The following is a 26,758-nucleotide window of genomic DNA, read 5'->3' on the forward strand; positions in this document are numbered from 1 at the left end:
GCAGATATAATCAGCTTATCTGCGGATAACCTGTTACTGCTGGCTGAGGAGAGATTCCAGCGCGTTATAGAGTGCTGTTGCGCTCTTTTCATAACCCGGACCGGAGAGATGGACTTTGTCCGGCCGTGCCAGATCACGCAGCACCCAGCTGTTAATTGCACAGTCGCCGCCCATGAACTGCTGCCAGTCCCAGTAGAGCAGACCTTCACTTTTCGCCACAGACTGCTGAATCCGCATGACATTGTGCAGATTGGCAGGCTGCTGTGAGCGGCAGTCAGGCGCGGTTTTGTTCTTGATACTGTCGCCCGGGCCGACCAGCAGGATCACCGCATCCGGCATGTTGCTGCGGATACTGCGCACCACATTGGTCAGTTGCTGACGGTAGAGATCCAAATCCAGCGTGTCATTAAAGGCTTCATTGGTACCGTAAGCCAGGATCACCATTTCCGGATCGGTCTGTGCCAGGGTATTCACCCACTGCGGCTGCCATTTTCCCGTCATGGCAATTGTCGCGCCGTTGATACCGACAGACGAGAGCATCACGCCCGGATGGCTGCGGGTGATAAACCAGCCGCCGATATTCAGCGGGCTCTGCTCATTCGCGGTGATTTCTGCCGGGAAGGTTACCGGTACACTGTCAGAAAAACGCCATTCTGAGGACGGTGCCAGGTTCAGCGTGCCGCCTTTGCCGCCGCGTACCGTAACGGAGGCCGGGTAGCCGGTCTGGTACAGCACCTGCATATCATACTGATAAGAGGACGGATTGCGCTCTTTCATGGTCAGGGTGCTGTGTGAGGTCAGCGGCGAAATAACAAAACCGCCCAGCGGGAAGTTTGGTGCATCATCTTTCCGGCTGGTCAGGAATGACCACTGATTTTTCGGCTCGGTGAAGACAAAGTTTGCCGTGCGCTGTCCGGCGATAATGCTCGGCGGCACAAAGCCGATCCCCGCGTTGCCGTAACGCGCCTGGAATTTGTCACGCAGCGTGCCGGAGAAAAAATCCGCTGCTGTATGGGAATCGCCAATCTGGACAATATGGACACGCGCGGACGGATCCCGCAGGCGGTGTGCCAGGCGGCTGAGGTTCGGATCGCCGTAGTTGGTCAGATCATTACGCGACACCGGCGGTGGTGTCTGCGGCTGTATCCACGGCTTATCCGCATCGTTCTGGCAGGAGAGCAGGGAGAGCGCTGCGGCAAACAGGGCTCCCGCACCGGCCAGTTTAAGGTGCCACGACGGGCGTTTTTGTTGTTTCATCATGTGTTTCTGTTTTTTCCTGCTGCGCCGGGGTTTCCTCCGGCGCAGCATTAAATTTAATCAGATCAAATACCGTGTCAGCGATGGCTTTCTGACCTTTGTAGGTAAAGTGAATACCGTCGCCGCTGCGCAGCTTGATAGTGCTGCTGCCGTCACCGGGGTAATCTGAATAGATCTTATCCTGATATTTGAAAATGGTATTCGCGGACAGCCAGATTTCACCGGCATTGTTAATTTCCGACTGATAGACCCCGCTCAGATAGTGTACACCATCTGACAGCTTGTCTTTGCGCATATTCGGCGGTCCTATCCATATGACGTCCACATCCTGTATCCGGGCCGTTAACAGAATATCCTGAATCCGTTTACGGTACTGCGCCTCCCACTCCGGAGACATAAAGCGCAGATAGCGCCCGCCGCCTTCCGGCGGCATGTCCCACGGGTCATTCGGGCCGAGGAAAACCACCATCAGGCGGATATCCGGGTTGGCTGCCAGCGTGGTTTTGACAGTTTCCGGCCAGTTGAAAAACTTCGGATACGTCAGGCCGGTACTCTGTTTGCTGAGGTTGATACTTTCAATGCCGTAGGTTTTGGCCAGACGGGATTGTAACACAGGTGCAACGCCCTGCATGAGGGAATCGCCCACGAAGAAGACTTTATCACCGGCTTCCAGATCAATAATTGATTTCGGTGTTTTTTTCGTCAGAATGTGTTCCGCAACCTGCTCCGGGTTCAGTTTCAGCACAGAATTACCGATCACCGGACGCTCCCGGTTCAGCAGCTCAGGGAAGGTCACAGACAGTGCAGCAGCCGGATAACGGTAGCCGTTGATAAAATGCAGCCCGACCTGAAACTCCTCCGGAAACGCGGTATTGCCGGGGACAGCCTCTTCCGCTTCCTCAACGATATGGTTGCCCTGTGCATAGGTCCACAGGGTCTCTCCGGCCGCCACCACGCCTTCCTGAAGGTAACCCCCCAGATCCCACGCGTAATGCCCCTCCAGCTTCGCCCACGGCGCAGGCTGGTGGTAGGTCTGTTCCCAGTAACGGGCCAGCGGGTTCTGGTTCAGCCAGACCAGTGCCACGGTTGCGGTCAGCACAATAAAGACGACCTTCAGTGCCCGCTCGAGATTTTCTGTAAAATCAAAAATTCGCATAGATAAAACCCGGCATTCCTGAAGGAGAGAAAATAAAGACCAGCGTCATAAAGAGCGCGAGCGGTAAAGGATACCAGATCCATGAGATCCGCTGGTAATAGTGTCCGGCGCGGTGATACAGGCTGACACACAGCGGATAGATAAACAGCAGCAGCCAGAAGGCGATAATCAGCGGCGCACTGGCCATGACAGAGGCAATAAAGCCGTCAGCGGTCAGTTGCGTCAGCATGGTGACAGCATCACTGAGCGTGGCGCTGCGGAAGAAAATCCAGGTCAGGCAGAGCACATGGAAGGTGAAAATCCGGGCGGTCCAGACCTCGGTTTTCTGCCACAGGGTTTCCGCAGGTTCTGTGCGCGGCGGCAGCAGTTTGTGTTTGATATTCATCAGCACAATACCCAGGCCGTGCAGTGCGCCCCAGATGATAAACGGCAGCCCGACACCGTGCCAGATCCCTGAAATTACCATCGCGATAAAGGCATTGAGGTTCATCCGCAGCCAGCCCTTGCGGTTACCGCCGAGCGGGATATAAATATAATCGCGGATAAAGGTCGACAGACTGATGTGCCAGCGCGCCCAGAACTCTTTGAGGTTGGTGGCAAGATACGGCGCACTGAAGTTCAGTGGTACCCTGAAACCAAGCAGCATGGCAATCCCGGTCACCAGGTTGGTATAACCGGAGAAGTTAAAATAGATATTCCAGGCATAGGCGTACACCGCCACCAGAATCTCACCGGCGCTGTAGTTGACCGGCGAACTGAAGACCGGGTTGGCAAAGTTTTCTGACAGATAAGCACTGAATAAAAACAGTTTCACCATCGCCAGGGTGATCAGCAGCAGGGCTTTTTTGTAATCAATAATTTCCCGCGAGGCCGCCTGTACTTGCGGCATAAATGCTTTGGCGCGGTTTATCGGACCGGCGACAATGCTCGGGAAGAAGCAGAGATAAAGCACCACATCCAAAAAGGGGGCTTTTTCAATCTCTTTGCGGCAGACCGACACCACATAGCTGACAGAATGGAACGCGTAGAAGGATAACCCCAGCGGTGCCAGCACCGAAAGCACCGGCAGTTCAACCTCCACACCGGCCTGCAACAGCGCACTCTGGAGAGATTCCTGCATAAATCCGTAATATTTGAATACCGTAAAACAGCCGATGATCCCCGCCGCCAGCAGGCTGTACACTGCACGGGCGGACAGGCGGCTGCCCAGGACATTCGTCAGCAGATAAATAAACAGGGTATATCCGGCCAGCACATACGCGAAGCTTGCCTGAAATGAGAAGACAAACAGATAACTCGCCGTAATTAAAAGGATATTCTGTAAACGGGTCTTTTTTTGACAGAGCCAGTAAATCAGAAAAAAGGCAGTAAAGGAGGCAAGAAATTCAAATGAAAAGAAATTCATATCAGGCTCTGTGCAGGCTTGTTGAAAATGTCATAATTAGCGTGCTGAGTATAATATAAGTTATCAACCACGATTCAATAAGAATGATGAGAAGGCATAAAAAAACCCGCGTAATACTCAGATTAACGCGGGTTTTCGGGTGTCTGTTACGGTGAACAGAACGATTATGAGTTTTGGGCTACCTTCTGTGCCGATGTGATCAGTGTTTTGTTACTGTCATACATCTGGCGGAGGTAACGGTTATAAGCATCTCCCTTCTGCGAATAACCTTCCAGCTGACTGATAAGTTCCGGTGTGCTCAGTGAGTCATCATCACCCAGACGCTGTTTTGCCCTTTCTGAACGCAGTGAATTATAAGCACGATGCGTATTCAGATTCTTCATGTAAGCAGTGACACTATCCTCAATAGTGCTGTATGCGTAGTAGCCCTGAACCTGTCCGGCTTTGGCACTACAGCCCCGTCCGCAACGCATACCAAAAAGGTTATTGTTGGACTGAGCCAGTTTTGATGTTCCCCAGCCTGACTCGGTTGCCGCCTGTGTGGCAACGAAGTGGGTGGGCAGGATATCGACACGGCTCAGGAGCGCGTTCCAGTTGGTGCGCTTAGGCGAGCTGCATGTCATATCATAGCTCCGGCAAAGCTTTCCGAGCTTTGCAATATCACTCTGTGACCAGTGTTTGGCATTCCGGCGTTCCAGTAACCAGGTGCGGTCATTCATGATTTCGCGATTCACTTTGTCAATCGCAGGGACAATGGCATTTAAAAACGCTTTCTTACGGGGTGTACCTGACGCGTATTTCTTCAAATCAGGCAGCGTTTTTTGCAGCTGCTTGTTTTGATGCGAATACGGCAAGCTTGTCGTGGTACTGGTTGAGGCAAAGCCCGAACCGGTAAAGAATAGTAAAATCAAGAAAGCGAAGACTGCATTTGTCCTCATCGAAAGAGAGGGCATTGCTTTTTCCTCGTTTTATTGTCTGAACAAAAATCGAACGAATACTAGCAAAATAGAAAAACCAAGGCCAGCCTTATTATCCATCGTTTAATATTAATCGGGTATGCTTTGGCAGGATAAAATTCTGTTTTCTGATTTTATGTATGTCTATTAGTAAGTTAAAACGGACATCAAACGGCTGCGGATTTTAGCAAAAATGGCGGAATTATCCGGAAAATTAATGTTTTTTACGCAGTGTCCTGCCCTGTTTTCACTTTTTTCTGCGGTTTTTACCGGCCATTTTTATCAGAATTTATGATTAGTAGTACTCGAAATTGAGGATTGCCGTGGTATTGATACGGCCTGCACTGAGCCGGGCGGCATCATAGACATAGTAATACGCCCAGAGATTAAAGCCGTTATTTACTTCAATAAATTTGTCCTTTCCCCATTCAAACAGATAGGAATCCGCACGCGGCTGCCGTCCCGGCGGGTTGATCACCAGTGCACTGTTGTCATTGGTATCCGCATAACGGCCGACGCGGATCCCCACCCCCTGTGCCGCGCCCTGTGAGGTATCAATGAGGGTTTTCATATCCCGCAGCCAGACCTGGTTGCTGGCCAGATAGGCTTTTACCGGACGGCTGGTGCGGCCGTTCAGGCGATCCCGGCAGGAGATATCCAGATGGAAACGTGTCATCCCGGCGGTTGTATTACGCAGCAGCTGTGCCCGGTCCACCTGCGGCAGTTCGACTAATAAATCCGCATTATCAAAGGTACAGGTGGTTTCACGGGGCTGATAAATGACATCCAGCGGCTGCAGGAACAGATCCTCATTATGCTCCGGCCAGTGTCCGGTCAGCAGATAAGTGAGGATATCCAGCCCGAGACGGACAAAGAACTGAAGGATGCCGACCCGTGTGGTGTCAGCGGCGATCACCGCGCCGTCAAAACGGTACTGGCTGCCGGGCACCGTCACATCACTGCGTGAGTTCTGCGGTATCACCCGTGCACTGAGGGTGAAACGTGCCTGAAGGCGGTCCGCCGGGTACGGATTCCTGCTGTAAGCGAATTTTTGGGTGCTGCCGGGCTGGAGATCGATTACCCGGAACTCGACCGGATAGCGGCCGTTCTGAAAACCGACCACAATGGAACGTTTTTGCAGGTAAGAGGCGTTGGAGACGCTGCTGCTGTAGCCGTTACAGCTGAATTCCCCGCTGTAGCGGGTATTAAAATAGAGGGTGGTCTCTGTCTGACGGTAAAAGGTTTCCGACAGATCAGCCGTCAGCGGCGGCACCTGTTTGTTGCCGTCGTTGTAGCACTCCGCCTGCGCATAACCAGTGATCAGCATCAGCAGACCGGCAAAAAAATGGGTTTTTCTGAGCATCGGTGATGTCTCCTTTATTCTGCACAGGGCAGAGGCGCACTCTGCGGATCCGGCGTGAGTGTGATGCGGCAGTAGCCGCTGTCCGTATCTGTCAGGCGGACATTGATCTGTTCCGGCCGCGTTTCGCTTCTTATATAAAGGAGGCTGTTCTGCCCGACATAGCCGATGCTGTTATTGTTCCCGTCAGTGACTTCTGTACCGAACGGCAGCGGTCTGCCGTCCCGGCGCACGGCATGCAGATAAAATTCCTGCCGGGTATCCGTTCTGAAGTTCACGAGTGTCACCGCCCCGGCGTAAGGCACGATATCCTGCACATTGCCCAGCAGTTCCGCAGCATCTTCCGGTGCCTGTGAGGCATCCAGGATCAGCGCGTTTTTGCGGTAAGCGGACAGATACGGCACCAGCACCTGTCCCTGTGTGTTGGTGGTGACATTGCGGTCATTGTTCACGATAGCATTGGCGGTGCCCGGTACATTCACCACAGCAAAGGTTTCCCCCGGCTGATTTGCGGTGAGAATACCGCCGGGCCAGGCCACCACACTGCCGGTGGCTCCGGCTCCCAGCTGGCGGTAACGGCCGGATTCACTGTAAGAAGCGTTCAGTGTCGCCGGGGTCGCCCGGTAGGCAGCACTGGTGCTGAAGGTGGTACCGCCGGATTGCTGATGCGCGGCATTCACGTTATAACTCAGCGCGTTACTCTGCCCGGCGGTGCCGCTCAGGCCGATATTGCTGCTCTTATAGCGGCCTTCTTCCGTCATGCTGTTTGCGGTCAGATACACCTTGTGGCCGGACAGGGTCAGCGGAACGGAGAGTGTCAGGTTAATCCGTGTCTCTTCATTATTATTACTGCCGGCGGGATTGTTACTGTCTTTGCTGTAACGGGTCCGGCCTGCGCTGAGGGTATAATTAATATCCTGCCAGTTATTGGCATAACCCAACTGATATTCACGGGTGTTGCCCTGACCGCCCCAGTAATCACGCAGTGTACCGGCGAGATAAACCGAGCCGTAATCCGCACCGATCCGCTGGTTGATATTGATATTAAAGGTACTGCGCTGGCGGTAACTCTGTGACTGCGGGGAGAGATCGCCTGTAATGTCCTGCCGGTTAAGCAGTTCCTGATACTGTACCGCATCTGTCAGGCTGAAATAACCGCTGGTGGAATAACGGTAAGCCGCCAGTGAAAAATTGGTATTGGTCTGATGAATAAAGCGGCTGTAAGCCACTTTGTAGCTCTCACCCCGGTAACGCGGCATGTCCTGACCGAAGCGGGCATCGGAGTGCGTGATATCCACGGATAATGCACCGATCGGCAGGTTAAACCCGCTGCCGAGCAGAAACGCCTGATAATTTTCCGCCGCAATCACGCCGCCGTAGCCGGTCAGCGTGTTATTAATGCCGTACTGAAGATTAAGCTGCGCAAAATCCGGATGATAAGCGGTATCTGTCAGACGGACTTCACCGGCATTCAGCTCATATTTAAAGAGTCCTTCCTTTAACATATTCGGCACAGCGGAGAAGGGCACCATAAAGCGGTTAATTTGCCCGTCCGCTTCATTCACTTCCACCTGCAGATCCCCGCCTGAGCCGGTCGGCAGCAGGGAATCGACCACAAACGGGCCGGGCGGCACGCTCTGCTGCCAGATAAGCTGTGAATCCTGATAGATTCTGACCAGTGCGTTGGTCTGTGCCACGCCGCGCACGACCGGGGAAAAGCCCTGCCAGGCATCGGGATACATGCGCATATCCGTTTTCAGGGTCGCGCCACGGAAACGGACAGAATCGAACAGTTCGTTGGAGGTGTAGCTGTCGCCGGCCCGGAAATCAGATTTGATTGCCGGAAAACCACGCTGCAGGTAACGGGTGTTGTTATTCCATTGCGTGCTTTGTCCGCTGCTGTAGGTCACTGAGGATTGATCCCGCAGCTGCCAGCCGGCCAGATTCAGACCACTGCTCAGGGTCAGATAAGCATTGTCGTTATCACTGCCGTCACGTTTATTGGTGGCGTGATAATAGTTAGCGTTATAACTGACCATCGCGGCATTAATGCCCTGATCCCACCGCGACGGGTCGACATATCCTTTAAGTACGGTATTCAGCATTGCCTGCGGCACATTCAGTGCCAGCTGAAACTGTCCGGTGTTCAGGGTATAACTCTCCGGCGGCACCAGACTGCTCAGCACGACATAGCCGTCTTCATCCGCCTGCGGCGGCGGTGTACTGTCACGAAGTCCCAGTTTCGGTACATCATCCTGCGGGATCAGAATCGTGTGTCCGCTCTGTTGCAGACGCAGCGGAAATCGTCCCTTCCATTCTCCGTTCACACTGATTTCAACGGTGTATTCACCGTCGGGCAGGGTATCGTCGCGATCAAAGCGGGACAAATCCGCTTTGGCGGAATCACCGTAAAGGAAGTTGGTATTAAACCCGGCCCCGGCTGCCGGTGTGCTGAGCAGCACCGGCAACAGTGAAACAAGGGCGGAAAAACGGCGGACAGGGCGCGGCATCAGGCGGCTGTTCAGTTCAGTGACAGCGGATAGGTATTGATGGCACCGAAATCGTCGATCAGTGTCAGCGAATAGTGATTTCCGGCCGGTAATCCGGCTGCGGCAGGCAGCGTAAACTGAGAATAAGGTGCAATCATCGTGCCTTCTTCCGCCAGATCACGGCTGTTCGCGGTCTCTTTCAGGCCGAGAATATTAATATGATACGGAGAATCATTTTTCAGAATATAGTGCTGGCCGTCACGGGTGAATGTCAGACGGGTGTGGGCTTTATCCGCGCTCAGCGTCAGGCCGGAAGGGCGGTAAAACAGTTTGATGCGGGAGCGGATAGCAATCTGCATCATGTTTTTATCGGCACTGTTTTCCGGCAGCGGCGGAATATCCAGTAAATTCAGATAAAACAGGGACTCTCTGTCAGCCGGAAGCTGTACCGGGGTCATTTTCACCCGCAGCTGCTGACCATTTTTACCGTCGATTTTTACCACCGGCGGTGTCAGGATAAACGGAACATTCGCCGTTTCCGGCGTGGAATCGGGGTTGCCGTCATCAATCCATGCCTGGACTAATGCCTGCTGTGCTCCGGTGTTAAATAATTGTACCGGAACCTCTTTACTTCCCTGCGGATAAATAACACGGGTGGAATTAATAATAACGTTTGCCGGACTGACAAATGTCACTGTTAATAACAACAATGTTAAGATGATTTTTTTCATGATGTGTATTTTCAAAAATCAGGCCCCTGAATTAAAGAGGCCTGAAAATATCAGAAGTAAGACAGATTATATGTCAGCATGGTATTGATTTTACCCGGCTGAGCAGGTTCGCTGCCGACTTTGTAATATTTTGCATAGAACTGCATAACACCATTATCAGCAATGATTTTTGTATCGTATGGCGTGTTTAAATTAATAACTTCATCACTTTTCTGTGATGTTAACGCAATACCGACATTTTTATGATTACCTTTCTCATCCGTTTCCTGGTTGATCAGGTAATTACCGTTATTGGCAATAAGGTTGGTGGAGGCGAAATTAATATGCAGTGATTTTTTATCTTTATCACTGGCGTTACAGTCTGATAACTCGAGAGAAAATGCTTTCTTTCCTTCCTCGATTGCGCCGGAATGTGTGATCTGATTGACAGTAATTGGATCTAATAATACCGACATGTTCGCATTACCGTTATTAATGGTGCAGGTAGCATCAGTAATAAAGCCGGTGAAATTGATTGAACCACCGGATGCGGTAGTTGCCGCAGACGCAGAGTTAGCAACAAAAATAAGGGAAAGAGACGCTGCAAGAGCGAATTTTTTATTCATTATCCTCTCCGGGATGGAATATATAATAAATACGGAAACGAAATTAATTACGCTTTCCGTAAATTTATTTTTAGTCATAGTGATTTTTAGCCGATTCTGAAAAAACAAATCAGCAGGGTTTATTTAGTTAGTAGCATCAATAAGAAATAATTTCCCCAGTAATTTTTTATTACCGTTAACGGGAAAGAAGATTCTTATACATCAGAATGGAAGGCATAACTAAAACGAAACAGAGTATATAACCATGAAATGATTAATTGAAGTATTTTTCTGATTTACGAATTAAAAGGTGAGTTTTCTCTGTAATATCCGGATACAGATAGTTACTTATGGTTTTATATACTGCATTTTTATGTTATTGCGATGTTATGCATTGATTGTTGTTAATATTTTTAAATATTCATTTAATATATGTTAAAAAATGAAGTATTTAATATTATTTTTTCTTTATGATTATTGATTGCAACAATTAAGAATAATTATCATTAGCGATATTAACAACGTAAAATCAAGCACTCAGAATGCTCCCGGTAATGATTATCGGCACATTCACAGGGAACTTTAATTATTTTCAACTTTATTTTAAGTGCAGCAGGATAACTATCGGAATAGACTGATAACGAATGTAATTATTTATATGGCGATTATTTCAGGCGGGAAAAAAGCAGCGGGCAGCGTTGCGGCTGCCCGGGCAGGATCAGTTTTTGTTCTGTTTATGGAAAGCCAGACGTTCTTCAAAATAGGCTTTCAGGTGAGATGCCAGCCCGTGGATTTTGTCATCCAGCTGACGAACCAGAAATTCATCGCTGTTCATATCATCAACCCGCTGCATCGCGAGGTCATCAACATATACTTTTTCTTCCTGGGTCAGTTGTGCCATTGTCTGTCTCTCTGAATATAGTGTGAATATGGTATGTTATCACGATTTTAACGGATAACACGCAGGTGTCACGATGGATGAAAAACAACTTTATCATTATGCCATATGGCTGCTGGGACGGCGGGAATATGCCGGCGCGGAACTGACCCGCAAACTGAAACGGAAAATTGCTGAAAAGCAGGAAACCTCCCCGACGGAAGAGCATGTTCTGCCACGGGTGATGGCGCGGCTGACAGACTCACAGTATCTGGATGATACCCGCAGTATCGCGCTGTTTTTTCAGGCCGGTGTGAGAAAACTGCACGGACCGGTGCGGATCCGTCAGGAATTACGTCAGAAAGGGTTTGACGGTGAATTGATTGATGCGGTTTTTTCCGCGCAGGAGACCGACTGGTTTGAGCAGGCCCGTGAGGCAAAAATGAAGAAATTCGGGGAAAGCAGCCCGGCAGACTATAAAGAGAAGCAAAAACAGATGCGTTACCTGATGTACCGGGGTTTCACATCTGATCAGATTTATGAACTGTACTGACGTGCAGGCATTATTTATTTTTATTCAGTGCCTGTTGTATGGCGTCATGGTAACGGTGATACAGAAAATCCGTATTGAGCCCCGCCTGCTGCATCTGTAATGCCAGCAACCGTAACCGCTTGTTTGTCTGCTCATATTCTGCGCTGTCCGGCGGCAGAGCGGACAATAAATCCGCCAGTGAAACCGCCTCCTGCCGGGCCAGTAATGCCGGGGGAAGATATCCTGCATTTTTCAGCAACCGGTAGCCCACCCGCAGTTCAGGGGGAACATGGCTGTCATCATCCAGTGTGAGCGGCTTACCTTCTCCTGCCAGTCCCTGTAATTCTCCGCTTTCAAGCGCCGCCTGAATATGGCGCTCAGCCAGTGTGTCAAAAATCGTCATGCTGCGTCCGTTTCCCCTGTTACCTGTTGTCACTTCCTTATTATAACAGAGCCTGATTTTGCCGTATAAATAACCTGTTTTATGCATAAATGCACTATTTACCGCTGCATAATAACTGAATCAAATTCAGGTCTGTAATGCATGAAAATGCATTTTCTGGTGAAGGGACATTTGTTTTGGGTACGATCTGAGTAGTACCTGCTGTTTGTATCGTTATACGTATTAAATGCGTATTTGATCGTGGGGAAGTGCTCTTCTGCGTTTCTCCTGCACTGCTATTTTTCACTGCTATTTTTGGTTATATGACGAAAATAGTGTGCTTAACCGCTTAAATAAGGCAAAGCTCTTACTTTAAACACTTCAAATAAGTAATTTAGCTTAATGATAACGGAGGTGCCTTCCCGCTGGCAGCGCTTTTTGTTATTTTTTTGTTTTATTTGTGTTTGTTAATTGATCGGCAGTTTACTGTGATTTGTATCACGAAAGCTGCTTGTGAGTTAAAGTCTGTACGCGTTTAATACGTAAAATGAGCTATTTGTGCTTTTTGTAAAAAATAATCCAAAAAAAGCTAAAGTTTTTTAAATTCATATTTCATGAATAAAAATTCACGTAATAATGTAACGGAAGTATGCATTACGTTATGTTTGGAAACAAATTGAATGAATTATACATTGCAAAATGATTAGTTAATAAATCCAAAAATAAATCTTATTATAAATTAAGTATTCGATTATTTTAGTTATTGACACATTAAATGTCAGTGAGTGGCTGTATTCGGGTGAGGGAAATCAAAAAAATAATCAGTACTACCTATAAGTAATTACGCGTCCAATTTGTAATTTTGTGGTTATTTATCTTTTTATGATCATTTTGTAGTGAATTTCGCTTAGGATGATTCCTAAAACCGCTATAGACATTCGAAATCCCCTCTCTATAATACGCCGCCGATTCAACCATAAGTAAAATTTTCTGAGTCCGGATACAGGGCAATTCAGGTGAACGTTAAATAAATTAATTAAATAACCCAATTACGCTGATAACCGTCAGCCGCTCAGGTGACGGCACATTTTTTTTCTGTGATGCATTAAATGCGTCAGGGTTTTCTGCACCTGGAATTTCCTTATTCACGTCCTTCAATTTTGAGAAAAATAAACAATGAATAAAATATTCAAAGTCGTAAAAAATCAACGGACAGGGAATTCTGTTGTCGCATCTGAATTCGCAAAGGGTGCAAAGAAAGGAAAAAAACTGGCGCTGTTATCACTGGCAATGCTGATGGGCTGCGGGCTGAGCGTGTCTGCACCAGCAGCTGACCCTGCGGGCCAGTGGTTAGAAACTGAGTATCGCCCTGCGCAATATGACAGCACAACTAAAACGTGGGTAAATAATTCAAACGAAAAAGAACAATCCCGGGTTATTAATGACGGCAGCGTTAAAGATCTTAATTTAAATAATGAAAAGACGAAATTCACCAATAATCTTGATTATCATGAAACCTGGTTTTCATTGCAGGAATTATGGGCGAAAAACACGGATGCAAATAAGGTTATTTCGATTACCGAATACCGTGATGGTGTGGCAGTTCCGGGTGATGCATCCCTGAATGCGATCGAGGACTGGCAGGTCCCGGACAACCCGTCAGCGATGGAAGAGATTACCTGGAAGAAGGAAGACGGGGAAACTGCCGTCATGCAGGCCTACAACACCGATGCCTTCAAAAAAACCATCGATCCGCAGTTGGGTGTCTATCTGCTGGAAAAACAGCCGGAATTATCCCCGTTCTATCATCTGACACTGGCAGAAGTTAAAGACGGTACGCTGAATATGACAGCGGCTGACAATGTTGACTGGAATATCAATTACATCAAAGACAGTTCACTGTTTGTGGCGGCCGCAGACAGCGGAAAATCCGCGACTATTGATACCACCAGCAAACTTCACGTTACGTTCGGTGAAGCTTACGGCATGTATTTATCTTCCGGTGAATACAAATACACCTTCCAGCCGCAGAATGAACTGGTTGAGAGTGTCGCTATCCCAAAAGAGCTGAACGGGTTCACATCGAAAGGAAAAACGTATGCCCTTGGTGACACTTTTGCCATCGGCAATGCACAGGGACTGGCGGCGTATAACGCGTTACTGATTGACGCAGTAACACATAACGTATTACCCGGGGCGGAATACAAAGCGCTGATTGAAGCGACGGTTGTCCCGCGTCCGCAGGATAAAGATTATTTTGACGTTAATATCGACCTGAAAGGTCTGGAAGATAAAGATATCCGTCTGAATGACGCCATTACCGCCAATATCGGCAGACGCTCCATTTTTGAGGCCGCCGGTGACGGCAGTGTGCTGAATATTAAAGACGGTGCGGATATCCGTGGTGAAACTTCATCAAATTCAGGTCGTTATCGTGCGTACCATATTTTTGCGCATGATGGCGCAAAAGTATTCCATGATGCCACAACCTCTGTGCCGAATTACAAAGGGCAGAATGCGTTAATCGACAATGCGGAATTTACCAACCGCGGTACGTTACTGCTGGGCGACGGTAAAACCCGCATCTACGGTGATCAGGTCACCGGTGAAAATGCACACTATACCAACCTTGGTACCATTGCCGTTGAAGCCTTCAACCTCGTCAATAATGATCCGACAGATAAAGATGTAATTGCCAACACCGGTGTGACTGCATCCGGCGGTTCTCTGGTCACCAACGAAAAGGGCGGCAAACTGCTGCTGGGGCAGAAAGGGATCGGCAAAAATGAAGGAACCGTGACCGGCGTGCAGGTCAAGGGCGCTTCATTTATCAATAACGGCGATATTCTGATGGGTAAAGACGATGTCAGCCTGTCCGGCGGCCGTGAAGACGATACCTGGGATATGCGGATTATGTCGAACGCCGTGGCTGCACTGCTGGATGAAACCGCAAAAGCCGGTGAAAAATATGCGATTGAAAACAAAGGAAAAATCGATATTAACAAAGGTGTCAGTAATGCGGTCGGCATTAACGTGGCATCAACGCCGAACCGTAATGCGGATTCACAGCTGACTGTCGTTAACAACGGTGAAATTGATGTGGCGGGTACCAATACTGTTGGTATGCGGGTGTCAGGCACGAACCGTGTTAAGGATGTTATTGAAAACAACGGCACGATTAATGTTTCCGGGGCAGGCTCGATTGGCCTGCTGGCGCTGGGCGACAGCACGATTACTCACCACGGGCAGGTGATTGCCACCAACAACGGAACCACCACCGGCGGCACCAAACCGGCACGCACTACCGGGGTACGCGCGGATGATGCGAAAGTGATTATCGACGGCGGAACCGTTGAGCTGAAAGGCAATAACACCGTCGGGGTCTTTGCCCGTGTGGGCGGTGAAATCGACCTTAACAGCGGTCACGTTATTTTTGATAAAAACTCCATTAACCAGACCGGTTACTGGATCGCCGGGCGTAAAGGGGCAGATGAAACCTTCAGTTCGCGGATCAATTTCGGCGCAAGTGATGTAGCTCTGACACTGGATAATAACGATTCCACGTTATTCCGTGTTGACCAGAAAGCGCAGTTCCTGGGTGACAGCAGCAAAGGCACAACTTATACCTTTGATATCAACGGCGAAAAAAGCCGTGGTTTCTATATTGCGGATAACGGTACTGAAGTAAAAACCGGCAATATGCAACTGAATGTCAACGGGAACGACGCGACCGGGCTGTATCTGGCTAATGGTGCCGGGGCGGACGGTAAGGTTGTTCTGGATAAAGAGACTACCATCAGTGTTACCGGCGAAGGCGGAACCATCGCGGTGATTGACGGTAACTATTACGATATTAATGGTAATGCGACCGGGAAAAAATCAGATAAAACCACACTGACTTCAAAAGCACACCTGAAATCAGGCGGAACCGATGACAATATCGCGAAAAACGCGATCGGTTATAAGCTGATCAACGGCGGTGTGCTCAATCACGACGGTAATATTGATTTCAGCAAAGCGGATAACGCCACCGGCATCCGTGTGGAAACCGGGACGGTTAATAACACCACCGATATTACCGTGAATGGTGTGGGTGTTGATATTTACGGCCGGAATTCCGTGGTAAATAACACCGGTAATATTACCGCCAATAACGGTACCGCCGCAGTCCGTCTGAATAAAGATGCCTCAATGACCATCGGCGGCAAAGGTAAGATCCTCGGTGAAAACTCGGCGGATGCGGTACGGGCCCATTCCGGCTCAAACGTGAAACTGGATAACGCCAATATTGAAGTCACCGGCAGTGGCAGCGGTCTGCATCTGCTGAATACAGATGATGACAGCGGCGCGTTTAAACTGTCCGGCACCGGCACCATCAATGTCAGCGGTGAGAATGCCTCCGGTCTGAAGCTGGAAGCGGATGACGGCAAAGGCGGGGTGATGATGGCGAAAAGCAAGCTCGACACCTCCGGCGCCGGCGGCACCACTATCAATGTAAAAGATAAGGGCGGCAACGGTATTGTGACCAATACTTCCGGTGATGTTATCAGCGGAATGAATGTGAATATCGAATCAGCAGAAGGGGAATCCGCACTGGTGGTGCTTGGTGGGACTAAAAACATCACACAGAGCGGCAAACTGACGTCAGCATCTGACCACAGCGTGGTGGATCTGACTGCGCTGAGAAACGATTTCAGCTTCACCAACAGCGGCACTGTGACTGCCGGTGCCAGCGGTATGGCGGTGGATGCACATCAGAACAGCAATATCCGCTTCACCAACGGCGGCACGATCAGCGGAAAATCGGTGCTGGGCGGCGGTAATAACACCATCGCGCTGAGCGGTAACACCAGTGATATCGCGACAGGCCACGGTGATAACACCATTGAAATGCTCGGAAAAGCGGTAACCGGCATTCTGACAGCCGGTAACGGCAACAATACCGTGACACTGAACGGCGGTACCAAATTACAGACCGGTACTGTCGGTAATGGTCAGAACAATGTGATTCTGAAAAATGTCTCTGAAGCACAAAGTGATGCCCTGTTCGGCAATCTGAAGGCGGGCAGCGGCAAACAGGATGCGCTGACGCTGCAGGGAAAAGCGAGCCACTATGTATTACAGGACAGCAGCAAAATCAGCGGCTTTGAAAAACTGAATATTGAGGAAGGCCGTTTTGAACTGCGCAATACCGATATCACGCTGAATGAACTGACAGCAGATGACGGTATCACCGTAAAACAGGGCGGTGAGCTGTTTATCAATCAGAATAAAGCCGATACCTTTGCCCATCAGTTGCAGGGGGATGGTCTGGTCACCACCTCAACAGCGGGTCAGGCGTTTGACTTTAATAATAAGAGCGCGGCTTTTGCGGGGGATAACTTCACCGGCACGCTGCGTCTGACAAACGGCACATTTGATATCGCCGGTGACAACACCCGCGCGCTGCAAAAATCCCGTCTGGATATCGGTGATAAATCTGTTGCAACCGTCCGCGCAGGCGTCGGCACACAGTCATTTGATCGCCTGGCAATGAGCGGCGGGACACTGGCCTTTAACGACAATATCACCGGCAGCAGCAAGGCGGATGGTCATCTCAGCGTGAACTCCCTCGAACTGGACAACGCGAAAGGCACTGTTCAGGTGAAAGCGGACGGTTTTGATAATCTGCCAACGCCGTCAGCGGATAACAAAGTGCCGCTGCTGGAGCAGGATGAAGGGGATTCCGTGGTTCAGCTGGTCAATGCCGGTAAAGCCTCGGATTACACCGGCGGGCTGAATCTGCAGCTGACGGATAAAGACGGTAATGTGATCCCGTCAAATACGAAGACAGAACAGGATCTGCGCCAGGACGGCAAAGTGGTGGCGAAAGGCACCTATGATTACGACTTACAGACCAGTGCAAACGCCGGCGGTAAAGCGGACGGGTTGTATGTGGCTTATCAGCTGACCGAAGTGGATCTGCAGGGCAAAGGCAGTGATGCACTGGTGCTGGCAGCACAGTCCGGAAAATCCGGATCGGCGGCTAACCTCGGGGCGAAAATCACCGGACAGGGCGACCTGGCAATTGATACCGCGAGTGAATACGTCACGCTGTCTAATAATAACAATGATTACACCGGCAGCACGTTTGTCCGTCACGGCAAATTACGGGCAGAAGCGGATAATGTGTTAGGGAATACGCAGTTACTGGATCTGGCATCCGGTACCGCAGTTGAACTGACCAGCACAGCCGGTGCCGGTACAGAGCAGACCGCCGGGAAACTCACGTCTGCGGTAAACAGCCTGGTGGCATTGGGTAACGGCAAACTGACGGTGAAAAACGGCGGTGAGGTAAACGGTTCTCTGAGCGGTACTCAGGCGGGTCAGCTGGTGGTGAATAATGACACACTGACTGTCACCGGGGCAAATAGCGGGATGCATTCCGCAGTGACTATCGATCAGCCTGCACAGGTCACTATCCGTAATATCGCGGGTCTGGGAGACAGCCTGGTCGCCGTGGCGGGTACACTGCGCACGGAAGGCGCGCAGGGTCTGCTGCGTAATCAGCTGACCGGCAGCGGCACCACCGAAATCGCACAGAAATCGGATGCTCAGCTGACGGCAGATAACAGCGGGTTCAGCGGACGTTTCACCACGGATGCAGACAGTACACTGCGTGCCTCACAGGCAGAGCATATCGGCAGCGCGGCAATTGAAAACGCCGGTACGCTGGTGCTGACGCACAATGACGGCAAACAGCCGTGGGATCTGACCAACAGCGTCACCGGGGCAGGGACACTGGTGAAACAGGGCGCGGGCCGTATCACGCTGACAGATAAATCGGCGCAGTACACCGGTGCAACGGAGATTGAGAACGGCACATTACAGGCGGGGAGCTATGATTCCGCGCTGGTGATGAACAGCCGTCAGGTGAATATCGGTACTCAGGGAACATTTGCCGGACAGGGTACACTGAAAGGCAGCGTGAATAACGCCGGTCAGTTCTATGTCGGTGAATTGGATAAGAAAGATCTGGGACAGGCAACGGATTACCGCGTTGACGGCAACTTTGTCAACAACGGCGGCAGCATCTGGCTTGCGAGTCAGAAAGAAACTGAAAGCCGTCTGAATGTCGGCGGGGATTTCACTGCGAACGGCGGTTCGATCACACTGAATACCGTGCTGAACAGAGGTCATGAAGACACAATGACTGACCAGCTGGTGGTTGACGGTAATGTGTACACCGGGAAAAACGGCGCGACCACGCTGAACATTAATAATGTTGGTGGCGAAGGTGCAGATACCCTGAAACAGCCGGATGCGATTAAAGTGGTTCATGTCGGCGGAAAATCCGATAAAAATGCCTTTAAACTGGGCGGGCCGGTTGCTATCGGGGTATACGAATACCTGTTACACAAAGGGTATAAAGATGACAGCTGGTATCTCGACTCTTTCGATACCAATGTTTATCCGCCGGATGAAAACAAGGAAGATCCGAACCGTAACGTGAACCCGGAAATCGGCGGACACATGGCTAACCGCACGGCGGCACTGGGCATGTTCTCCATGACCCTGCATGATCGCCTGGGCGAGCCACACTATGCCGACAGCTTTAAAGGGGATGAAAACGCCTCTTCTGTCTGGCTGCGTATCACCGGGGATCGTCAGCGTCAGGATGCGGTCAGCCGTTCACTGCGTCTGAAAGGGGATACCTACACCACCCAGCTGGGCGGCGATATTATCAACTGGAACAATGATGCACAGGACACCACGATCCGCGGCGGTATCATGGGCGCAATCGGTAAGTCTGATTACACCAGCAGCGCCAAACGGACCGGTACGAAAGCTGATGCGAAAATTGATCGTGCTTACAGTGTCGGTTTATACGGCACCTGGTATCAGAACCGCGAAGATGAAAACAATGCCTATGCGGATGTCTGGGCACAGTATTCCTGGTTTGATAATAAAGTCTCCATGGCCGGCAGTTCATCGGATTATAAGAGCCGCTTAGTCAGTGCTTCTGTTGAAACCGGCTACAGCATGGCGGTGTACAAACCGGATGCGGATAAACAGTGGCTGTTAACACCGCAGGCGCAGGTTATCTTTAATTCGTATGATTCTGATGACAGCAGCAGCGGCACCGGTCTGGTGATGAAAGGCGGGCGCAGTAACAGTGTGGATACCCGTCTGGGGGCCCGTCTGACCTACGCAAACCAGAAGCAGTCAGATAAATCCGCGCAGCCGTTTGTTGAGGTAAACTGGCTGCACAGTACGGCGAAGAGTGATATGACCTTTAATAAACACTACACCTTCAGTGATGATCGTCCAGCGAACCGGTTTGAGATCAAAGCCGGTGTGGAAGGGCAGATTTCACCAAACTGGACAGTCTGGGGTAACGTTTCTCATCAGATGGGCGCGGATGATTACTCCGGTGACCGTGCGATGATCGGCGTGAAATACCAGTGGAAATAAGCTGAACCGCTGAGATAAAAATCCCCCTGTGTTGCCACAGGGGATTTTTTTTTATCAATAACGTTCCTGATGTCAGCGCCGCGGCGCGAAAGGGTAACGAACAGTGTGAAATCAGTTTGCAGAAGCAGGTTCTAATTTGATTTTTGTTTCTTTTTCTTCTGACAGTGCCTGCTGGCGGTTACGTTCCAGTTCCAGCGCACCGAAGTGAGACAGAATACAGAAGATGATACAGCAGACGATACCGCCTAACAGCAGATAGAAACCGCCGTGCCAGCCCATACGGTCAACAATGAAACCGAACAGGGTGGTGCCCAGGGTTGCACCCAGGATGTAGCTCATGAAACCGCGTAAACCTACCGCAGAACCGACCGCGAAGCTCGGGACGATTTCCATGGTCTGCACGGATGCCAGGAACTGAGGCACATAAATCAGGCAACCGACAACCGCAGCGAAGAAGGTGACGACGGCCAGGGACTGGCTCTGCCAGTAACCGATCAGGCAGAAGAAAATCAGGGTCATACAGACGATCGCCAGCGGCATTCTGCGGCCTTTGAACAGTTTGTCTGTCAGCCAGCCTGCCAGCAGGGTGGACGGAATCGCAGCCCATTCGAAGAACAGGAAGGCCACACTCATCTGATCTTTGCTGAAGTTTTTCTCGGTCAGCAGGTAAATCGGCAGCCAGCTGATGATCCCGAAACGAACCATGTACACGAACACGTCAACAAAAGAGACATACCAGGCGTTTTTGTTTTTCAGTACATAGGTGCAGAAAATCTGAAATGCAGACATATTTTCCGGAGACTGCTCTTTCTGTGCATCAGATAACACCACTTTTTCTTCCGGCATCATTTCTGCCAGTGCAGGTAAGCCTTCCTGTTCCGGAGAACCTTTACCCAGCAGCAGGACGATCACAGCGAAGACTACGGCGATAACTGCCGGAACCGCGTAGCTTGCCGCCTGCCAGTGCTCGGTACCGAGAACCGCGAAAGCCGCACCCACGATTGGCGCAACGATACCGCCGCCGACGTTGTGGGAGATATTCCAGAAAGCCCCGATACGGCCGCGTTCACGGCGCGGGAACCATTTGGCGATAGTAATAAAAGAAGGACCGACGCCCATGCCCTGGAACAGACCGTTGAGGGCAACGAAACCGACGAACAGCCAGAACGCGCTGCTGAAGCCCATACCGAGGTTAACAACGGCACAGAGGATCAGACCAAAGGCCATAAAGGCTTTCGGGCTGGCTTTATCCGCCAGGCTGCTCATAATCCCTTTGCTGATCCCGTAAGTGATCAGCATGCAGCTGGTTAACATACCGATCTGCGTTGTGGTCAGATCGAGGTTTTCTTTCAGATACGGTGTGGAGAGCGTAAAGTTATTGCGGACAATATAATACGCTAAGTAACCGAGGAACACGCTGAGCAATGCCTGAACACGATAACGTTTGTAAGTGGCGGGCACTTTTCCGGGTGCTACTTTATTTTTTGCCATAGCCGGCTTTAAAAATGACAGCATAATTTCACCTGCAGAAATGTATTTTAAAATAGGATTACTGTGTGTATGGTCGTTTTTTTTCTGACAGGGTTATCATGTTCCGGCTGAATAAATATCTCAATATCATGCTTTTGGGTCACTTTTGACTCAATATTAAATATAAAAGGCATAAACTGACACAAATAAGTTTATTTATATGTTTATTTTGTATCAGTATGAAATGAAAGAAAAAATTAATAAAACAAATGATAAGTGAAAATGAATTAACAGCTTTTATATTGAACTGTAAGGATTTTATTCTTGTTTTGTTGTTATGGTGATTTATTGCTATTATTATTTCCTGCTATTATTATTTCCTGCATTGTTATTATCTGTTTATGGCGATGATTTAAAATATCAGGCCGGTTACCGTTCCTGTTAGTTATTTTATTTAATATCTGCGGCGCAGATGCCGGTAAACAAACGGGTAATATTTGTCTCAAACGGACTTTTGCGACAAACTGAAAAAGATGTCATTTTTATGATGTGAATCACACCCCGCAAACGAATACAGAACCCAGCTTATGCCACAACGCCGAATCCGCCGCTTTGCGGCCAGTATGATAACCGCCGCCGTACTGATGTTCAGTCTGTCAGCCACGGCGAAACCGGATGAACTGGTGATCGCCACCACGTTTTCACCGGAAGCAACAGCCCATATTATCAGCAGCTGGCAGCAGCAGCCCGGTGCTGTCCGTATCCGGACCATTAACCGCACCAGTGCGGCACTGGAGCGTCTGCTGGATACCCCGGCACTGGAAGATGTGGATCTGGTGGTGACATCCTCGCCGATGTTATTACAACATCTGCAGGAACATGACCGGCTGGCGGAACTCACGGATCTGCCGGAGGTCTCCCGGCGTCTGGTACCGCTGCGGCTGCGCGATAATGCGGCAGCGGTGGCGTTTTCCGGTTACGGCATTCTGGTGAATAAACGGCGGATGGCGGAAAATAATCTGCCGGTTCCGGCATCGTGGGATTCCCTGACCGACAGCCGCTATCAGGGGTTGCTGCTGATGAGCAGCCCGTCACGTTCGGATACCTATCATCTGATGGTCGAATCGCTGTTACAGCAGCGCGGCTGGGATGAGGGCTGGGCATTGCTGCTCAATGTTTCCGGGAATCTGGCGACTATCTCATCACGCAGTTTCGGTGTGGCGGACAAAATCAAAGCAGGGCTGGGCGGTGCCGCGCCGGTGATTGATAACTACGCCTGGCTGCTGCTGGGCGATCCGGAGCTGGCCTTTAATTATCTGCCGGATTCCGCGACATCCCCGACCTTCGTCGCGATAAGCCGTCACAGTCTGAATAAAGACAAGGCCCGCGCCTTTATCCGTTTTTTGCTCAGTGAACAGGGGCAGAACGTGCTGGCGGACAGCAGCACCGGTAAATATCCTGTCACACCGCTGCCGCAGGGAAATCCGCGTGAGCCGGTGCAGCGCCGCCTGCTGAATTCCCCGCATCAGATGGATGAGAATCTGGTGCTCAAACGCCAGCGTATGGTACAGCAGCTGTTTGATACCGCGATCACCTTCCGTCTGACGGAATCCATCGACGCCTGGCGTGCCCTGTATACCGCCGAAGCCCGCGTGAAACGCCCGCTGCCGCATATCCGTGCTCTGCTGACCGCCATGCCGGTCTCTGCACAGGAGAGTGCCGACCCGGCCTATTACTCACGTTTTGACGATAACCGCAAAGCGGAGGAAGAGTATATCCGCTGGCAGCAGTTCTTCCGCGAGCAACAGCGCAAAGCGATTTCGGAACTGGAGAAAGTCCGGTGAAACAGCGTATTGCCCGTTATATCGGCCGTTTCAGTATCAGCGCGATCCTGCGCGGCGCGTTTGTTATCGGCACGCTGATGACACTGATTGTCAGTTGTGTGAGCCTGTACGCCTGGCAGGCGCAGAACCGTCAGATCCGCTACGCGCTGGGGGATTATTTTCCGCGTATTCAGGCGTCGTTTCTGATCGAGGGACAACTGAACACGCTGGTGGATGAGCTGAATGAGTTCCTGAAAGCGCCGGATACTGCAGCACGTCTGCAGCTGCGCAACCAGATCACGCTTCATTTATCACAGATCGAAGCGATCAACCGGAAACTGAGCGGCGAGGATCAGGTACAGATCGCCGCGATTGTGCAGCAGGGACAGGCGCTTTTGCAGCGTCTCGATAATGCCCTGTATACCCTGTTTCTGGCGCGGGAGAATGTAAATACGCTGTCTGCGCGGATTGCCTGGCTGCATGATGATTTCAGTACCGAACTCAGTTCGCTGTCACAGGATATCAGCTGGCAGCAGGGCTCTCTGCTGGATCAGACAGAGCAGGATCCGTCCCGGGCTATCGCCCTGCAGGGCAGTCTGCGCAAAGTGCAGGGGGAGTTACAGCTGATTTATACCCTGGCACGGCTGGAGGGGCAGATTATGGATGATCTGACCGGGCGTCTGCGGGATGAACAGAATGAAAGTACGGAAAGCAGCGCAGATTCGCACAGTTATGTCCGTTATCTTTCCTATCTGAAGTCCGGTGCGGAATCAAACGAAACGGCGTCGGATATGTATCCGAGCACCGTGACACTGCGCCAGACTATTGATGAACTGCTGGATATCGGTCTGTCTGACAGCAAAATGCCCGGTGTGCTGAAAGATTACCGCGCGGCGAAAGCGGAGCTGGCGGCCGCCACGGCAGAAAAAGATCGCATTCTGGAGCGGTTCCGCACTCAGCTCGATGTGCAGCTTGATAACAGCCACAGCCAGTTACAGTCTCTGAATCACCATCTGTCCGGCATTATGAGTTACAGCGGCATTATCATTATTATTACTGCGCTGCTGGCGTTATTACTGGCCGTGATCTTTAACCACTATTTTATCCGCACCCGGCTGGTCAGGCGTTTTACAGTGCTGAATCAGGCAGTTGCACGGATAGGACACGGTGATCTGACCGCGGAAATCCCGGTTGAGGGGCGCGATGAAATCGGCCGTGTGGCCATGCTGCTGCGCCAGACACTCGGCCAGATCAACCGGCAGAAAGCGCAGCTGGAACAGGAAATCACCGACAGAAAAGCCATTGAGGCCAATCTGCGGGCTACACAAAATGAGCTGATTCAGACGGCGAAACTGGCCGTGGTCGGGCAGACCATGACCACCCTGGCGCATGAAATCAATCAGCCGCTGAATGCATTATCCATGCACGTTTATATGGCGAAGCGGGCACTGGCGGCGGAAGGAAATACCAATGCCGTGAATGCCCTGAATAAATCCGCGCAGCTTATTACCCGGATGGACGGCATTATCCGCTCTCTGCGCCAGTTTGCCCGGCGGCGGGATGACGGCGCGACACTGCAGCCGATTGATTTGCATCAGAGCATTCAGGATGCGTGGGATATCCTCGCATTACAGAACAAAATGCGCGATGTCACCCTGCACCAGCCGGACTTTCTGCCGCAGGTGCAGGGGGATGCTATCGGCATACAGCAGGTGCTAGTCAATATGCTCTCCAATGCACTGGATGCCTCACCGGCAGCAGCTGAAATTGTGATTGATTTTACAGAGTCCGCCGATGAGATTTCTCTCTTTATCAGTGATAACGGCTGCGGCTGGCCGATGGCGCTGGCGGACTCACTGATGAAACCCTTCACCACCAGTAAAGAAATCGGCCTCGGGATCGGCCTGTCTGTCAGCAGCTCCATTATGCAGCAGCTGGGCGGCAGCCTGCGGATCGCATCCACGCTGACCCGCCACGGATGTGTGATCCTGTGTTTTAAAAAGGTAACTGAATATGCTTGATGATAACTACGATATCTTATTAATAGATGATGATACGGATGTCCTGGAAGCTTACTGTATGCTGCTGGAGCAGGCCGGATATCGTGTTTATGCCTGTCATGACCCGCTGGCGGCAAAAGAGCTGGTTCACCGCGACTGGTGCGGTATTGTGCTCAGTGATGTCTGTATGCCGGGGTGCTCAGGTATCGATCTGATGGCATTGTTCCTGGAAAAAGACAAATATCTGCCGGTGCTGCTGATCACCGGCCACGGTGATGTGCCGATGGCGGTGGAAGCCGTCAAACAGGGGGCGTGGGATTTTCTGCAGAAACCGGTGGATCCGGAGCATCTGCTGACCCTGACAGAAAAAGCTCTGGCAGCCCGCAAACAGCGGGTAACCCAGCGCCGCTGGAGCTCAGAGCAGCTGACACTGAATCTTGCTGGTGAGAGTGAATGGACAGAGCACGTCCGCCAGCAGTTGCGCGGACTGGCGGAAACCCGTGCTGCGGTCTTTCTGCATGGTGAGCCGGGGAGCGGCCGCACCTATCTGGCGCGCTACCTGCATCAGATAAGCAGCAATAAATGCGGGCCGCTGGTCATCAAAACCCTGCTCAGTGATGAGGAGATCCCGCTGGATGCCTGGCTGGATGAAGTGACGGACGGCACACTGGTGATCAAAAATATCGATCTGATGCCGCTCAGCCAGCAGCGCTGGCTGGTACAGCATATCCGTCAGGAGCAGCGGATATTCCGTCTGATCGGGATTGCCGACACGCCGCTGATTATGCTGACCAAACAGCAGAAGATTATCGCTGAGCTCTATTACTGTTTCTCCATGACACAGATTGCCTGCCTGCCGTTGTCCCAGCGCAAAGCCGATATTGCACCGATATTCCGTTACTATCTGGAACAGGCCTGTTCCCGTCTGAATCATCCGCTGCCGAACCTTGCGGAGCCGCTGGTGAAAAAACTGACCCGCCGGCACTGGCCGGGCAATGTCAGTGAACTGGCGAATGCGGCGGAGCTGTATGCGGTCGGGATTATGCCGATGGGCGATACCGCGAACCCGCTGCTGCCGTCCGTGGCACCGACTGCGCTGGACCAGCGGGTGGAGAGCTATGAGCGGCAGATTATCACCGAAGCCCTGAATATCCACCAGGGGCGAATTAACGATGTCTCAGAGTATCTGCAAATCCCGCGTAAAAAACTCTATCTGCGGATGAAAAAGTACGGGCTGGACAAGCATCACTACCGTATATGACATAAATTAATCTGATGGTTT

General features: G+C 50.8%; 16 protein-coding genes. 5 read left to right on the forward strand and 11 right to left on the reverse strand.

The window, feature by feature from the left end:
• Positions 1-33 precede the first annotated feature (33 nt).
• The 9 genes from JL661_RS02215 to JL661_RS02255 form a co-directional block, all read right to left on the reverse strand.
• Positions 34-1,260, reverse strand: coding sequence for an SGNH/GDSL hydrolase family protein (locus tag JL661_RS02215; RefSeq protein ID WP_225310125.1), 1,227 nt, complete (start codon positions 1,258-1,260; stop codon positions 34-36).
• Positions 1,223-2,413, reverse strand: a complete 1,191-nt coding sequence (locus tag JL661_RS02220) for an SGNH/GDSL hydrolase family protein (RefSeq protein WP_062772013.1) — start codon at positions 2,411-2,413, stop codon at positions 1,223-1,225. The genes JL661_RS02215 and JL661_RS02220 overlap by 38 nt, the downstream gene beginning before the upstream one ends.
• Positions 2,400-3,818, reverse strand: a complete 1,419-nt coding sequence (locus JL661_RS02225) for an MBOAT family O-acyltransferase (protein WP_062772010.1) — start codon at positions 3,816-3,818, stop codon at positions 2,400-2,402. Before JL661_RS02225 ends, JL661_RS02220 begins: the two co-directional genes overlap by 14 nt.
• A 164-nt stretch (positions 3,819-3,982) precedes the next feature.
• Positions 3,983-4,771: a protein bax gene (locus tag JL661_RS02230; RefSeq protein ID WP_024474400.1), complete on the reverse strand. Its 789-nt coding sequence runs from the start codon at positions 4,769-4,771 to the stop codon at positions 3,983-3,985.
• 298 nt (positions 4,772-5,069) lie between these two features.
• Entirely contained in the window at positions 5,070-6,137 is a 1,068-nt protein-coding gene (locus tag JL661_RS02235; RefSeq protein WP_062772008.1) for a fimbrial protein, read from the reverse strand.
• 14 nt (positions 6,138-6,151) lie between these two features.
• Positions 6,152-8,644 carry a fimbria/pilus outer membrane usher protein gene (locus tag JL661_RS02240; RefSeq protein ID WP_062772006.1) on the reverse strand — a complete coding sequence of 831 codons (2,493 nt, stop codon included), beginning with the start codon at positions 8,642-8,644 and terminating at the stop codon, positions 6,152-6,154.
• An 11-nt stretch (positions 8,645-8,655) separates the two neighbouring features.
• A complete protein-coding gene (locus JL661_RS02245; protein ID WP_225310124.1) occupies positions 8,656-9,369 on the reverse strand; it encodes a fimbrial biogenesis chaperone in 714 nt (237 codons plus the stop codon).
• 35 nt (positions 9,370-9,404) lie between these two features.
• Positions 9,405-9,959 (reverse strand): fimbrial protein, encoded by a 555-nt coding sequence (locus JL661_RS02250; protein WP_004241255.1) that lies wholly within the window; start codon positions 9,957-9,959, stop codon positions 9,405-9,407.
• A 697-nt stretch (positions 9,960-10,656) separates the two neighbouring features.
• Entirely contained in the window at positions 10,657-10,839 is a 183-nt protein-coding gene (locus tag JL661_RS02255; protein WP_004234871.1) for a hypothetical protein, read from the reverse strand.
• A 73-nt stretch (positions 10,840-10,912) separates the two neighbouring features.
• On the opposite strand from JL661_RS02255, the gene JL661_RS02260 reads away from it, so the two are divergent.
• A complete protein-coding gene (locus tag JL661_RS02260; protein WP_036418124.1) occupies positions 10,913-11,368 on the forward strand; it encodes a regulatory protein RecX in 456 nt (151 codons plus the stop codon).
• Positions 11,369-11,378: 10 nt separating this feature from the next.
• On the opposite strand, the gene JL661_RS02265 is transcribed toward JL661_RS02260, so the two are convergent.
• Positions 11,379-11,750: a DnaJ family domain-containing protein gene (locus JL661_RS02265; RefSeq protein ID WP_062772003.1), complete on the reverse strand. Its 372-nt coding sequence runs from the start codon at positions 11,748-11,750 to the stop codon at positions 11,379-11,381.
• Between the two features lie 1,155 nt (positions 11,751-12,905).
• Between JL661_RS02265 and JL661_RS02270 the strand changes: the two genes are divergently transcribed.
• Complete coding sequence (locus tag JL661_RS02270; protein WP_062772000.1) at positions 12,906-20,183, forward strand: autotransporter outer membrane beta-barrel domain-containing protein; 7,278 nt, start codon at positions 12,906-12,908, stop codon at positions 20,181-20,183.
• 111 nt (positions 20,184-20,294) lie between these two features.
• Here JL661_RS02270 and pgtP read toward each other — a convergent pair whose 3' ends face one another.
• On the reverse strand, positions 20,295-21,698 hold the full coding sequence (pgtP, locus tag JL661_RS02275; RefSeq protein ID WP_015423009.1) for a phosphoglycerate transporter PgtP: 1,404 nt from the start codon (positions 21,696-21,698) through the stop codon (positions 20,295-20,297).
• Positions 21,699-22,240: 542 nt separating this feature from the next.
• Between pgtP and JL661_RS02280 the strand changes: the two genes are divergently transcribed.
• The 3 genes from JL661_RS02280 (at position 22,241) to pgtA (ending at position 26,737) form a co-directional block, all read left to right on the forward strand.
• Positions 22,241-23,497, forward strand: a complete 1,257-nt coding sequence (locus JL661_RS02280) for an ABC transporter substrate-binding protein (RefSeq protein WP_004234877.1) — start codon at positions 22,241-22,243, stop codon at positions 23,495-23,497.
• A 77-nt stretch (positions 23,498-23,574) separates the two neighbouring features.
• Complete coding sequence (gene pgtB / locus JL661_RS02285; RefSeq protein WP_247711757.1) at positions 23,575-25,497, forward strand: two-component system sensor histidine kinase PgtB; 1,923 nt, start codon at positions 23,575-23,577, stop codon at positions 25,495-25,497.
• Entirely contained in the window at positions 25,490-26,737 is a 1,248-nt protein-coding gene (gene pgtA / locus JL661_RS02290; RefSeq protein ID WP_004234891.1) for a two-component system response regulator PgtA, read from the forward strand. The genes pgtB and pgtA overlap by 8 nt, the downstream gene beginning before the upstream one ends.
• Positions 26,738-26,758 lie beyond the last annotated feature (21 nt).

This window comes from Morganella morganii, assembly GCF_019243775.1.
In the GTDB taxonomy this organism is placed as follows: Bacteria; Pseudomonadota; Gammaproteobacteria; order Enterobacterales; family Enterobacteriaceae; genus Morganella; species Morganella morganii.